This window comes from Microcoleus sp. A2-C3, from assembly GCF_036706065.1.
GTDB lineage: Bacteria > Cyanobacteriota > Cyanobacteriia > Cyanobacteriales > Microcoleaceae > Microcoleus.
In genome coordinates this window covers 48,838-62,196 of sequence record NZ_JAUBVX010000014.1, presented here as the reverse complement: position 1 = coordinate 62,196, position 13,359 = coordinate 48,838, and the positions used below count along the sequence as shown (strand labels likewise).

Here is a 13,359-nt window from a genome sequence, read left to right as displayed (position 1 = left end):
TCTAATTATTAGAAGTTGAATCAACATCAGGATCGGAACCTTTCAATTTCGGCTCCCGGTTCCGTTCTCCCGATTCTTGAGAATTGAGAGAACGCCTGTTCAAACCATCGGAACCAAAGGAAGAATTACTGTGTTCTGCACCGGGCGATCCACCTTTAGCATTAGCCGCAGGCCAGTATTGCCTATAAAGCAATTCCAGTTCGTTTCCAGCTTTGCGAAATATTTTTGCCTGATTGAACAAAAAAGCTTGAAATATCCGATAAAATGCCAATGTAAAAATTGCTACTATCATCCCAGTAGCGGTAGTGATTAGCGAGGTGCTGATCCCGTCAGTCACCCCCTTCATTGCCTGCGTGCTGATGTCGCCGCCGATCGAATTGATCGAGTTCATCAAGCCCAAAACTGTTCCCAGCAAGCCCAGCAAAGGGGCTAGAGCGATCGTAGCTTCTAAGATTTTGTCGCCGCGGCGCATAGAAGCCAACTCTTCATCAGCAGAAGCTTCGAGTGCGAGTCGAAATAAATCTGGTTCAGGATTGTACAACCGCAGGGGTGCAGAAAGAAATCGCCCGATCGGCTGACGGTTGGCTTGTCTGGCAATGTCGCTAGCCGCCCCCCAATCGCTGCGGGCCGCTTCGAGAATGCGATTAACTATCTGCTTTTCTTTGCTCAAGAGGCTCGCCCAGAACCACAAGCGCTCGATAATTGTACTTACAGATAGAATCGATAACACCAACAGGGGCCACATGGCGGGGCCGCCTTTTTGAAACAGTTCTTGAATATTCACAATATTGTTGCTCCTGCACTACCCGCTAACTTTTGCTTCTGTTCTACTTTTTTTAACAAATTATCGGCCATTTAATTTTAGCGATTAATGTACTCAGTCCTAGACGCACTCGTAACTAAAGAAACCGGTTCTTGCTACCGAGGCATCGGGCTGCAAAGAAGTATCTTACTCCATCTAATCCGGTTGCTGGGTAAGTCTTGGTAATATTTTCAGCCTCCTTGCGGGCGATCAGGGGGCGACTTCCTCAGAATTCCTCTAAGTCTTCTTGACACATATCTTGCAGCGACTGGTGTTGCAGGCGGCGGGAAGAGCGGCGATATTTTTTAGTTAGCAGCTTCGGTTCGTACTGCTGCGTACCATCCGACTTGGTTTGCTGCTTCAAACTCGATTCGGCACTGCTGGAGTTTTGCAGAGCTTGTTGGCGGACGATCGCCTCTTCCATAAAATTCAAGTAATACTGGTAGCGCTCCCAATCGCCCCGCACCACACAATTCGGCTCCTCTCGGTGCGAACAGTCGCTAAACTGGCAGCTACCCAAAGCCAGCCTCTGGCGCGCTTCTGGGAAATATTCAGCTAACTCGGACGGATCGGATTCCAGAGCCGGCTGATTAAAGCCCGGAGTATCTGCCAAAAGTCCGCCGTCGGGGAGTTCAAATAGTTCGACGTGGCGAGTCGTGTGCCGCCCGCGGCCGAGTTTGCCAGAAACAGCGTTCACTCGCAGCTTCAGCGCCGGAATCAGTTGATTGATTAGGCTAGACTTCCCTACCCCAGAAGGGCCGCAAATTATCGTTATATGGTCTGGGATGTGGCCATCAACGAAGTTCGGCAAAGGATTTTGTACGGAATTTAACGCATCTAACGGATCTACCGAATTTGCAAGTATGGAGTTATCTTCAGATGGCAACATAGAACCATCTATTTTGTCCGATAGGTGGTTAAAAGCAACTTTTTTGACAGAAATTTTATTTTTAAAATTAGCCAGCGCTTCCTGGACTCCTAAGCCGCTGCGAACACTAATAAACATTGGTTCGTAGCCCCAGCCTGAAAGTCGATCGCGCCACTGTTCCAATTCCTGCGGCGTGACCAAATCGCATTTGTTCAAACACAAACTCACCTCTAAACCTGTAGATTCTGCCTTAACTAAAAACCGAGTTAATGAGGCGGGGTCTAAATCCGGTTCGGCGAGGGCAAAAACCAGGAGAATGCGATCGGCATTAGCGACAGGCGGGCGATTGAGTTCTGTGCGGCGCCCGAAGACTTCTGAAATTGCACCTCGGCGGTCAGTCCAGTCTGGTTCGTCTACCACCACGCGATCGCCCACCATCACCTGTTGACCAATTTTTTTCAGTCGAGTGCGGCGAGTGCATAGGAGAGTTGGAGCATCCACCAAGGATATATGCTCATGAATGCCGACTGCTGGATCTAACCTGACTCGGTAAAAGTTAGCCTGAACAGCCACCACAGTACCGACTAGCAAGGACGAATTCAAGCTCATTCTGCTGCCTTTTGTTCTGGGCGCTGCACTTTCATCGCAAAAAAGCCGGAATCCGACTCATCCGCAATAAATTGGGTTTCGAGAATCTGGTAGCCTTCCATTTTCAGACTATCAGGTACTTGTTCGATCGGCTCCCCAGCGTCCAGCCACACCTCCAAAACAGCACCCGGTGGCATTTGCTCCAAGCGCAGTTTAGTGCGGACAAAATTCAAAGGACACGGAGTCCCCCGCAGATCGATTTTGGCATCTGGGGATTTGGGATGTTCAATTGTGGATGTTGAATTCATAATGCGTTTTTGATTCTCAAATTTCCCATCTCAATTCCTGAAACCCTTATTTTTTCGTGAACCCATTGCCGAGTAATTATTCTACCTGTACAAAATGAGCGCAATTGCGCTCATTTTTTTGAGAGAGAATTAAACCAGTTGTCGGCGAATTATTCTACCGCCGATTTTTGAGACCAATTGGTCTCTTTTTTTTGAGGACTACTCCCACCAATTGCCCCATGATTATTCTTCACTGGCAAAATGAGCGCAATTGCGCTCATTTTTTTGAGAGAGAATTAAATAAAACGCTGGCGAATTATGAAACAGGAAAATTTGACACCCATTGAGTGTCAAATATTTGCTTATTTCTGAAACAAATTGCCCAGAAATCCTTCCAAGCCACCTTTACCAGTACGATCGCCCTTCAGCTTAGCAAGCTGCATCAGCAACTCACGTTCCTCAGCCGTCACCTTAGTCGGAATATCAATAGACACCGCAATCAAATGGTCGCCGCGACTGACAGGATTTCCCAACTTAGGCACACCTTTTTTCTCCAGAGTCAGAACAGTATTCGCCTGAGTTCCCGTAGGAATCAACAATTCCGTCGGCCCGTCTACCGTTTCCACTTCCAACCGGCAGCCCAAAATTGCTTGCAAATAACTAATCTTCACTTCCGAATTAACGTTAATGCCGTCCCGCTTAAATAGCGGGTCTTCATTCACAGCCAAGAACACGTAAAGATCACCAGGCGGCCCGCCCAGTTTGCCAGCATCCCCTTCATTGGAAACCCGCAAACGAGTACCATTGTCAACCCCAGCCGGAATAGTGATTTTCAGCTTTTTCATCACTTCTTTCTGGCCCCGGCCGCCACAAGTTTCGCACTTGTCCTCAATCACTTGCCCAGTGCCGTTACAGGTAGGGCAAACTGAAACTTGAGTAAAGCTGCCGAAAGGAGTGCGGGTAGCACGGCGGACTTGGCCGCTGCCGGTACAAGTCGAGCAAGTTTGGGGTCTAGTTCCCGGCTTGGCGCCAGTTCCACTGCAAGTTTCGCAGGTTTCTAGGTGCTTAATGCGAAGTTCTTTTTCTCCACCAAACACTGCTTCGCGAAACTCCAGCCGCAAGTCGAGCCGCAAATCGTCTCCGCGCACTGGGCCGCTGCGTCTGCGACCTTGTTGTTGTTGGCCGCCCGCTCCTCCTTGAAAACCCTGGAAGAAGCTTTCAAAAATATCGGCAAAGCTGTCGCCGAAGTCTTGGAACCCCGGCGCTGCTGCACCGCTCACGCCTGCTTCGCCAAAACGATCGAAACGGGCGCGAGTTTCTGGTTCTGAGAGTACCTCGTAAGCGCGGTTAATTTCTTTAAACCGCTCCTCGGCACTTGGTTCTTTGTTGACATCTGGATGGAACTTGCGAGCTAGACGACGGTAAGCACGCTTAATTTCCTCTTTGTCTGCACTGCGAGAAACGCCTAATATTTCATAGTAATCACCGGCCATAAAGCTGCTTGCCTGGAGGTAAATAACAAAAAGTGTACGAAAAAGAAACGGGCGACCTTTCCTGAAGTTACCAAATTAAAAATCAAAAATAATCATTTTTAACTTTTAATTTTTATCTTTTCAGATCTAAAGGAAAGGATTCATATCATCAACTTCAGGTTCTGGAACCTTCGGTTTTGGTTCTGACTGTGGATTTGGCTGTCGCTTTGACTTTGGTTCCGGTTTTGGTTCCGGTTTTGGTTCCGGTTTTGGTTCCGGTTTTGGTTCCCGCTTTACTTGCGCCTTTGGTTGCGCTGGTGACGGAGCTGGTGATGGAGCTGGTGATGGAGCTGGTGGTGGAGGTTTGATCGCCACCAGCAGCTCTTCTGTCAGCAAAATGCTGTCTTCGGTAGCTGCAACCTCTTCTATTTCTGACATCATCTCGCTTTCAACCTCTGCCGAAGAGGGGGCTACCCCGCTGCGGGCTTGCTCGTAGACTGCTGTCCCGAGGGAGTATAGCAGTTGCTTGAAAGCTTCGATTGCGGGCGTGAGTTCCTCGCCTGTAATGTCAGGGTTAGCCATCGCCGCCTTCAAGGCTGCTGTTGCTGTTTCGGCTTCGGCTTTGAGGTCGTCGCCCAGCAATTGCGCGTTGGTTTTCAAAGTGACACCACAATTATAGACCAGGGTGTCGGCTTGATTTTTGAGTTCGACGACTTGAGCGCGCTTGATGTCCTCGTCGGCATAAAGTTCGGCTTCTTGCCGCATTCGCTCGACTTCGGTTTCGGTCAATCCTCCTGTATTGGAGATTTGGATGCTTTGTTCTTTGCCGGTTCCCTTGTCTTCTGCGGCTACTTTGAGAATGCCGTTGGCATCGATTTCAAAGGTAACTTCGATTTGAGGTACACCACGGGGGGCTGCGGGAATGCCTTTGAGCAGGAATTTGCCGAGACTTTTGTTGTCTTTAACTAATGCGCGCTCGCCTTGGAGGACGTGAATTTCTACGGAGGTTTGTCCGTCTGCGGCGGTGCTGTACATTTGCGATCGACTGGTGGGGATAGTTGTATTGCGATCGATCACTTTTGTGAACACACCGCCCAAGGTTTCGAGTCCCAAGGAAAGTGGCGTCACGTCTAGCAGCAGCAAATCTTTGACTTCGCCGCCCAACACTCCGGCTTGAATTGCCGCGCCTACGGCTACAGCTTCGTCGGGATTCACCGATTTATCGGGAGAAGCGCCGCCAAAATACTTGCTAATTGCCTCTTGAACTGCCGGAATTCGGGTTGAGCCTCCGACTAAAATAATCCTGTCTATATCTTTAGGGGTAAGACTTGCGTCTTTGAGGGCTTGAGTCACCGGATCTATCGTCGCCTGCACCAAATGACCGACAAGTTTTTCAAACTGAGCCTTGGAGAGATCCATTTCCAAGTGCTTCGGCCCTTTTTCATCAGAAGAGATGAAGGGCAAATTAATGGATGTGGATTGCGAGAGAGAGAGTTCAATTTTCGCCTTTTCCGCAGCTTCTCGGAGGCGCTGCAAGGCCATTTTGTCTATTGAGAGGTCACTGCCTTCTTGAGTTCGGAAAGCTTCTACCAGCCACTGAACTATGCAGTCGTCAAAGTCATCTCCTCCGAGATGGTTGTTACCTGCGGTGGCGTTGACTTCAAAAATTCCGTCTCCCAGTTGCAGGATCGAAACGTCGAAAGTACCACCGCCGAGGTCAAAGACCAAGATTTTTTGTTCGATATTTTGCTTGTCCAGCCCGTAGGAAAGGGCGGCCGCCGTCGGTTCATTGACAATCCGCAGGACTTCTAAACCTGCGATCGTACCTGCGTCTTTAGTAGCTTGGCGCTGAGCATCTGTGAAGTATGCCGGCACTGTAATTACGGCTTGGGTAACAGCTTGTCCCAAATAAGCTTCAGCATCTTGCTTGAGCTTTTGGAGTACCATTGCCGAGATTTCTTGAGGGGTGTGAACCTTGTTCCGAATTTGGACGTTAACGGTGTCGTCTTTGCCTTTGATGCAGGTATAGGGAGTGCGGGATCGTTCTTCTTCCGTGTCGTCCCACCTGCGCCCGATAAATCGTTTGATACTGTAAACAGTATTTACAGCATTAGTTACAGCTTGCCGCTTGGCTAGTTGACCGACTAAGCGATCGCCCCCCTTGCCAAATCCTACAATGCTCGGAGTTGTGCGGCCGCCCTCAGAATTGGCGATCACGACTGGTTTACCGCCCTCCAATACAGCTACACAACTGTTGGTCGTGCCTAAGTCAATTCCAATAATTTTTCCCATAGCGCCTCATAAAACTTTGTGGGATGTTTGGAAACTTCCAACTACAAATTGGGGGATCAAAAACGACTCAGCTTGTTTTAACAAGCATCACCTGACTAGATTTTTAGGAAACCAACTTGATATCTTAATCCAATATCAAAGACGGGCAAGTCGATTTTAGATTTTAGATTTTAGATTGACTCCCAAAGATGAATCTGGGATCTTAAACTTTGGTCTAAAATTTTGGGAGCATCCACGACTTAAGTCGGGGGTTTGTACCCATTTTTGGACGGGTTAAAGCATTTTTCAGAATTTGTTGAGAAAGCGCTGACCAGAAAGAATTGGTTTAAAGCCGGAACCCTGATCGGGAGAAATTAAAATCAGACTATTCATTACTCCAATCCTCTTCCTTCTAGGTAAAGGTCGCTGTCCCAGGTCAACTGTCAACTGTCAACTGAATGACCTGCTTTTAGTCCTGAATTAAGAAGTTGGTCAGTCTGCCACCTTGGGGCCCCCGAATTCTCTTCGGGGGTCAGTGACTTCTCAGAATGCAGTAGCTTGTATCCCGATTAACTTTCCGAACTATCGGGATTTTCATCTGAGGCTACCACAGATATCCCAGGCGCTGCAACTTTCACTTTGGCGTGCCGCAAGACGCGATCGCCCAGAATGTACCCGCGTTCTAGTTCTTGGATGATTGTGCCTTCCTCATGTTCGTCTGTGGGCTCGCTGAGGAGAGCTTCGTGGAGGTTGGGATCAAACTGTTCACCTTCGGGGCGCATCGGAGAAACCCCGATTTGTTTGAGGCCATCTACCATTTGCTTGTAAACGCTTTGGTAGCTTTTGTGAATGTTCATCTCACCGTCGTTTTGTGGCTTGATGTGCGATCGAGCGCGCTCGAAATTGTCGATCACCGGCAACAGGGCTTTGATCGTGATACACCTTGCCTGTAAATCTAACTCTTCTTTTTCCTTTTGGGTGCGCCTGCGGAAGTTGTCAAAATCTGCTGCTAGGCGGAGATTTTGATTTTTCAGGTCTTCTAGTTGAGCGGATGTGGCTTGCAACTGAGTTTTTAAAGCCTCTTTTTCATCGGTTACAGAGGCTAGTTCCCTCTGCCACGACTCAGCCGCGTCTGCTGTCGGGCTGTTGGTGGAACTGCCTGTAACAGTATCCCCGGATGCGTTTGCTCTCTTGCGATCGGGCTGAGCGCTTTGATAAGCTTGAGCAAGTTCGAGCTCCCAATCGGCAGATCCGTTCGAGTTTGCTGGTGCCGGCGGAGTTTCGCTTGCCATTGGCGAACCCTCTGGGGTTTCCCCAGTTGAGTTAGGATCTAGATCTTGCTGTTTTTCCTCGTCAATCATAAAAGCTGCGCGACAGAACCCTATCAATTCTAGCAGATACAGTTAACCGGGTAAATCTAGAAAACTAGAATTTACTGTTTATGGCACTATCTCATTCAGAGGATATTTCCTGCCTTTGTGGAGGAATGCCTCAAAGCTTTCAATAAAATATTAAAATGGTCGTTTATATCTATACCGATAGTATGAGCCAGCAAAAAGCTTTGGTTGGCTGCTTGTTGGGGACTAAATATATCGGCAGAGCTTTCCGGCTCGCACTTCTAAAAAATGCTTTTTATCAAACTGAGATACTCTCTGATTCTGATGCAAGCGTCAAGGATTTAATTCATACTAAAGTCGCTTGAAGTCTTGATTTTGGGTAATTCAAATCAGACAAATTAGCGGGTCTTGCGGACTTACTAATCAGTTAGGACACCAGCGTAGAATTATATTAATATTTCCAGACTCAAAAGTAGAGCTGCTCAAAATCTGCGCGCTCGGACTCCGGCTGGACGATCGGGCTGTGCGCGATCGCACATAATTAATCAAAATATATCTCAAAAGACCGATCGACGCTTTAGTCAAAGCTATGATCATCAAAGATCGCATAGCGGATCTTTAACCTAGTGATGCACCGCGCCAGCAGGGGCACTGTAATTTGACCAAACAATTTGCGAATATAGAACGATCGTGGAAAGGCGACACACCCCTACGGTGCAAATCCCCAAGTGATGTGCCATGAGGCTATAACGAGAGTATCTCGCAGGTCGATCGGCTAAGTAGGCAACGATCGCACTCAACGAACAAGATCTGATTTCAAGCATCCGCAACTCCCTCCAACGTCTCGTCAATTTGTAGACGAAAATTAGAGGAGACTACGAGCTTACACTTGACATATAGGGATCGAGCCAGAACATGATAGCTCATCCATAAGCAAAGAAGACGGGGGTTAAAAGCCCGCGTTAGTTTTCCTCTCAGTTCCCACCTATTGAGTGTTTTTATGACTAACACACCCCAGGGGTTTCGCTCCACCACATCGCTAGTTGCTGTAAGCAAATTTACTCCGGCTCTCAACAAGATGATTCAGTCGGGTTACGTCAACGGAGACCAACTGAATCAAGCTCAAATTGAAAGCCGGAAGTCGGGCAAGCGGTTGACGGAGGTATTAGAAGCACTTACCGGCCAGCAGTTGCCCCCAGAATTGCTGCGGCTTTACAAGAAGCAGCAGATGTTTGAACGGAAGATAGTCTACGGGGTGGAAGCGTATGACCCAGAAATGAGCGAAATGTCGAACGAGCAACTCGGAATTATGCTCGATGGGCTGAAAATTTCGATCGACATTTGTCACCAAGGTCGTTTTTTACCCGTAGCGAAGACTGAAACTGAGCCTCCAGCGGTTTTAGTGGCAATGGTAGACCCCGACAACCTCAACGCCATAGAAGATTTGCGGCGGATTTTACAGCCTCACGGCTTGGCTTTGCAGCGACGGGTGATTACGCCAGACGACTATCAGGACATAACTTCGACCTATCAAGACGATCAAGTTAAGGTAGCAGCCAAAATAGCAGAAGCCGAAAAGCAGAGAAAGCTGGAGTTAGGGGACGGAGATTTTGGCGAACTCTCGCTGGAAGAGGTGAGTTCCGACCAAGAAGACTTAGCGAACACCATAGACGATGCTGGGGCGGCTCCGGTAATTAAGGCTGTCAACATCATTTTGGCTAAAGCTTTGTCGGAAAAGGTGTCTGACATCCACGTAGAACCTCAAGAAGAGTTTATGCGGATACGGATGCGGAAGGATGGGGTGCTGCAAGAGTATTTCCGGTTTCCCAAGCAGGTAGTGCAAGCGATTACGGCTCGTTTCAAGATTATTGCCAACCTAGACATTGCCGAACGCCGACAAGCTCAAGATGGTCGCATCCGCCGGATGTTTGAGGGACGCACGGTGGATTTCCGGGTGAACAGCTTGCCTTCGCGGTACGGAGAAAAAATCGTGCTGCGGATTTTGGACAGTTCCAGCACTCAGTTGGGTTTGGGTTTGTTGATCTCGGATCAAGAAACTCTGGCTTTGGTGCGAGAGACTGCTAGCCGTCCGTTTGGACTGATTTTGGTGACGGGGCCGACGGGTTCTGGTAAGTCAACTTCTCTGTACTCGATTCTGGCGGAACGGAATGATCCGGGAGTTAATATCAGTACGGCGGAAGACCCGATCGAATATGCTTTGCCAGGAATTACCCAATGTCAAGTAATTCGGGAAAAAGACTTGAGTTTTTCCAACCTGCTGCGGGCGTTTTTGCGGCAAGATCCTGACGTGATTCTGGTGGGAGAAACCCGGGACAGGGAAACGGCCAAAACAGCTTTGGAAGCTGCCTTGACAGGACACTTAGTGCTGACTACGCTGCACACGAATGACGCGGCTGGGGCGATCGCCCGTTTGGACGAAATGGGCGTAGAACCATTCATGGTGTCGGCCGCTTTGTTGGGTGTGTTAGCTCAGCGTCTGATGCGGCGCGTTTGCGACCAATGCTGCATTCCTTACCAGCCTACCGCTCAAGAACTCGGTCGCTATGGTCTGTCGGCTTCTCAAGAAATTGATCTGACTGTTAATAAAGCCAACACCATACCGGTGGAGGAAAGGAAGGAACTAGCAGAACGCGAGCAACTTTGTCGCAAGTGCGGCGGCTTAGGCTACAAAGGACGGGTAGGGGTTTACGAGTTCCTGAAAAATACTGAGCGGCTTCAAACTCTGATCACTCAAGGGGCTCCCACAGAGCAACTTAAGGAAGCAGCAGTAGAAGAAGGGATGAAAACGTTGTTGGCTTACAGCTTGCAGTTGGTGCGGGAAGGCGCGACTACCTTTGAAGAAGTCGAGCGGGTGACGTTTACTGACTCCGGGCTGGAGGCGGAACTGAAAGCCAAACGCAAGCAGGGACTTACCTGCAAAACTTGTCGGGCGGAATTGAAGCCGGAGATGCTGGATTGTCCGTATTGCTTGACACCGCGCTTTTTGGATTGATTGAGCAGTTGACAGTTGACAGTTGACAGTTGACAGTTGACGGTTGACAGTTGACGGTTGACTGCTAACTGTTAAATGTATCTGAGTTAGATTGGTCAATAACTATCAACTCGATCAAGAAGAGGTATCTATGGGTCTGATGATTGAAGACGTACTGGAGTCCCTGGTAGAGCAAGGGGGTTCGGACATACACATCCAGGCGGGCGCGCCTATCTTCTTCCGCGTCAGCGGGAAACTAACTCCTCAGCCGCAATACGGCGACATTCTGGCTGCCGAGGAAGTGCAGATCCTAATTTTCCAAATGCTCAACAATATGCAGCGCAAGCACTTGGAAATGGAGTGGGAACTCGACTGCGCCTACGGGGTGAAGGGATTGGCTCGGTTCCGGGTGAATGTCTACCGGGAGCGGGGTTGCTGGGCGGCTTGTATGCGGGCTCTGGCTTCTAAGATTCCTAACGCAGATGCTTTAGGTGTGCCGCAGGTTTTGCGGGATCTGACGGAGAGACCCAGAGGTATGCTGTTGGTGACGGGACAAACGGGTTCCGGGAAAACTACTACGATGGCGGCTTTGTTGGATCTGGTCAACCGGACGCGGTCAGAACATATTCTGACAGTTGAAGACCCGATCGAATATGTGTTTCCGAATATCAAGAGTTTGTTTCACCAGCGTCAAAAGGGCGAAGATACTAAGAGCTTTTCTAATGCGCTGAGAGCTGCTCTACGGGAAGATCCTGACGTGATTCTAGTGGGGGAAATGCGCGACTTGGAAACGATCGGTCTGGCAATTTCGGCTGCGGAAACGGGTCACATGGTCATGGGAACGCTGCACACGAATTCTGCGGGTGCAACGGTCGATCGGATTTTGGACGTGTTCCCGCCCATTCAACAACCCCAGGTTCGCGCCCAGGTGTCGAACTCTTTGGTGGGAATTGCCAGCCAAAATTTGGTCATGAAAATTGGGGGTGGCCGCTGCTGCGCTATGGAAATCATGCTGAATACTCCAGCTATGGCTAACTTGATCCGGGAGGGTAAAACTCCAATGATTTACTCCCAAATCCAAATGGGAGCGAAGTTGGGTATGAGGACGATGGAAATGGCTCTAGCTGAACTTTACAAGACCGGTAAAATCACTTGGGAATCGGGAATGGGCAAGGCTTCTAAGCCTGATGAACTCGAACGCTTGATCGGCCCGGCACCTGTTGGTGGTGGCGGTAAGGGAGGGGCTCATTAATTCGGTCAGCAGTCATTAGTCATGAGTTCGCAAAAATAGTTCATGACTGATGATTGATGACTGATGACAACTAACTTTTAATAAATTTTCAGAGGCAATATATGGCTACCAACGTTATCCGTCAAAAACCGAAAGGTGGCTTTGATTTCAGTGCGATTCAAGAGCAACTAGAGTATAACCTTACCAGTCTTACGGTTAAGGATATGGCTATTTTTGCTCGTCAGTTTGCGGCTATGTTTAATGCCGGGGTGGCGATCGTGAGATGCCTTTCCGTGCTGCATGAGCAGTGTTCTAATGCTAAGTTGAAGCGAGCGCTCAGGAGCATGAATGCTGACGTGCAGGAGGGTATCAACTTGGCAGAGGCGATGGCGAAGTTTCCTGATGTTTTTGACCAACTGTTTATCAGTATGGTGGCGGCGGGAGAGGTCGGCGGTGTGCTAGATGAAACCCTAGATCGTCTGGCTCTGATGATGGAAAAAAATCACAAGACGGAGGCTGAAATTAATTCGGCGATGTCTTATCCGAAGACTGTGTTCTCCATCGCGATCGTGATTTTTTTCGCAATGACCATATTCTTGCTGCCAACTTTCGCTAAAATCTTTAAGGATATTGGTGCAGATTTGCCTGCTTTTACGCTGTTTATGTTGGCAATTAGTGCATTTTGTACGGCTTGGCCTCCGATCCAACAAATAACTGTTATTGGGGTGATTATAGCGCTCAAATTTGCCTTTGATATGTACTACAAAACTCCAATGGGCCACCTGCAAATTGATCGGATTGCGATGAAGTTACCGATTTTTGGAGATTTGATCGAAAAATCTGCTGTGGCTCGGTTTTGCGTGATATTTGGGTCGCTGACGCGATCGGGCGTGCCGATTCTCAATTCTTTGGAAATTGTGCGAGATGTGGCGGGGAATCAGGCGATATCGAATGCGATCGAATATGCCAGACAGGAAATTCAAAGTGGCGGCATGATCAGTATTGCTTTGCAAGAACAGCAAGTTTTCCCGTCTTTGGCAATTCAAATGATGGCAATTGGTGAGGAGACTGGGGAACTTGACAAGATGCTGATGAAAGTTGGCGCTTTCTATGAAACGGAAGTTGAAGAAGCAGTCAAAGGGCTTACCAGTATGCTAGAACCTCTGATGATTGTTGTCGTCGGTGGTATCGTAGGTTCGATTTTGTTGTCGATGTATCTGCCGATGTTCGCAGTGTTTCAGAAGCTGTAAGAAATCAGTTGTCAGTTGACAGTTGTCAGTTGACAGTTGACAGTTGTCAGTTGACAGTTGACAGTTGTCAGTTGACAGTTGTCAGTTGACAGTTGTCAGTTGTTAGTTGACAGTTGACAGTTGTCAGTTGTCAGTTGTCATTGGCTTTGTTTGAGTTGTTCATAATGTTCAGTCAGTGATATGGTTTTGGCTAATTTTTCAATAATAATCAATGACCAATTGTTTCCAACTAATGACTAATTGCCAATTACAAGTTGCCAA

At 48.5% G+C, this 13,359-nt stretch carries 11 protein-coding genes; 4 read left to right on the top strand and 7 right to left on the bottom strand.

Annotated features, from left to right (window positions below):
* Window position 1: 1 nt before the first annotated feature.
* From QUB66_RS10405 to grpE, 6 genes are all read right to left on the bottom strand, one after another.
* Entirely contained in the window at window positions 2–784 is a 783-nt protein-coding gene (locus QUB66_RS10405; RefSeq protein ID WP_332969843.1) for a MotA/TolQ/ExbB proton channel family protein, read from the bottom strand.
* Between the two features lie 244 nt (window positions 785–1,028).
* On the bottom strand, window positions 1,029–2,279 hold the full coding sequence (rsgA, locus tag QUB66_RS10400) for a ribosome small subunit-dependent GTPase A (RefSeq protein ID WP_332969844.1): 1,251 nt from the start codon (window positions 2,277–2,279) through the stop codon (window positions 1,029–1,031).
* Window positions 2,276–2,566 carry a sulfurtransferase TusA family protein gene (locus QUB66_RS10395; RefSeq protein WP_265235657.1) on the bottom strand — a complete coding sequence of 97 codons (291 nt, stop codon included), beginning with the start codon at window positions 2,564–2,566 and terminating at the stop codon, window positions 2,276–2,278. The genes rsgA and QUB66_RS10395 overlap by 4 nt, the downstream gene beginning before the upstream one ends.
* 341 nt (window positions 2,567–2,907) lie before the next feature.
* Window positions 2,908–4,038: a molecular chaperone DnaJ gene (dnaJ, locus tag QUB66_RS10390; protein WP_265235656.1), complete on the bottom strand. Its 1,131-nt coding sequence runs from the start codon at window positions 4,036–4,038 to the stop codon at window positions 2,908–2,910.
* A 126-nt stretch (window positions 4,039–4,164) separates the two neighbouring features.
* Complete coding sequence (dnaK, locus tag QUB66_RS10385; protein WP_332969690.1) at window positions 4,165–6,309, bottom strand: molecular chaperone DnaK; 2,145 nt, start codon at window positions 6,307–6,309, stop codon at window positions 4,165–4,167.
* A 548-nt stretch (window positions 6,310–6,857) separates the two neighbouring features.
* On the bottom strand, window positions 6,858–7,649 hold the full coding sequence (gene grpE, locus QUB66_RS10380; RefSeq protein ID WP_265235654.1) for a nucleotide exchange factor GrpE: 792 nt from the start codon (window positions 7,647–7,649) through the stop codon (window positions 6,858–6,860).
* A gap of 155 nt (window positions 7,650–7,804) precedes the next feature.
* Between grpE and QUB66_RS10375 the strand changes: the two genes are divergently transcribed.
* A complete protein-coding gene (locus tag QUB66_RS10375) occupies window positions 7,805–7,990 on the top strand; it encodes a hypothetical protein (RefSeq protein ID WP_332969689.1) in 186 nt (61 codons plus the stop codon).
* A gap of 258 nt (window positions 7,991–8,248) precedes the next feature.
* On the opposite strand, the gene QUB66_RS10370 is transcribed toward QUB66_RS10375, so the two are convergent.
* Entirely contained in the window at window positions 8,249–8,449 is a 201-nt protein-coding gene (locus QUB66_RS10370) for a hypothetical protein (protein ID WP_332969687.1), read from the bottom strand.
* Between the two features lie 176 nt (window positions 8,450–8,625).
* Here QUB66_RS10370 and QUB66_RS10365 point away from each other — a divergent pair, with 176 nt between their 5' ends.
* From QUB66_RS10365 to QUB66_RS10355, 3 genes are all read left to right on the top strand, one after another.
* Window positions 8,626–10,638 (top strand): GspE/PulE family protein, encoded by a 2,013-nt coding sequence (locus QUB66_RS10365; protein ID WP_332969686.1) that lies wholly within the window; start codon window positions 8,626–8,628, stop codon window positions 10,636–10,638.
* A 130-nt stretch (window positions 10,639–10,768) separates the two neighbouring features.
* Window positions 10,769–11,869 (top strand): type IV pilus twitching motility protein PilT, encoded by a 1,101-nt coding sequence (locus tag QUB66_RS10360; RefSeq protein ID WP_265235650.1) that lies wholly within the window; start codon window positions 10,769–10,771, stop codon window positions 11,867–11,869.
* 101 nt (window positions 11,870–11,970) lie between these two features.
* Complete coding sequence (locus QUB66_RS10355; RefSeq protein ID WP_332969685.1) at window positions 11,971–13,098, top strand: type II secretion system F family protein; 1,128 nt, start codon at window positions 11,971–11,973, stop codon at window positions 13,096–13,098.
* Window positions 13,099–13,359 lie beyond the last annotated feature (261 nt).

Coding starts and splice junctions, on each gene's coding strand:
- QUB66_RS10355 (WP_332969685.1), top strand. CDS start 11,971: ATGGCTACCAACGTTATCCGTCAAAAACCGAAAGGTGGCTTTGATTTC.
- grpE (WP_265235654.1), bottom strand. CDS start 7,649: ATGATTGACGAGGAAAAACAGCAAGATCTAGATCCTAACTCAACTGGG.
- QUB66_RS10395 (WP_265235657.1), bottom strand. CDS start 2,566: ATGAATTCAACATCCACAATTGAACATCCCAAATCCCCAGATGCCAAA.
- QUB66_RS10370 (WP_332969687.1), bottom strand. CDS start 8,449: ATGCTTGAAATCAGATCTTGTTCGTTGAGTGCGATCGTTGCCTACTTA.
- rsgA (WP_332969844.1), bottom strand. CDS start 2,279: ATGAGCTTGAATTCGTCCTTGCTAGTCGGTACTGTGGTGGCTGTTCAG.
- QUB66_RS10375 (WP_332969689.1), top strand. CDS start 7,805: ATGGTCGTTTATATCTATACCGATAGTATGAGCCAGCAAAAAGCTTTG.
- QUB66_RS10360 (WP_265235650.1), top strand. CDS start 10,769: ATGGGTCTGATGATTGAAGACGTACTGGAGTCCCTGGTAGAGCAAGGG.
- dnaK (WP_332969690.1), bottom strand. CDS start 6,309: ATGGGAAAAATTATTGGAATTGACTTAGGCACGACCAACAGTTGTGTA.
- QUB66_RS10365 (WP_332969686.1), top strand. CDS start 8,626: ATGACTAACACACCCCAGGGGTTTCGCTCCACCACATCGCTAGTTGCT.
- dnaJ (WP_265235656.1), bottom strand. CDS start 4,038: ATGGCCGGTGATTACTATGAAATATTAGGCGTTTCTCGCAGTGCAGAC.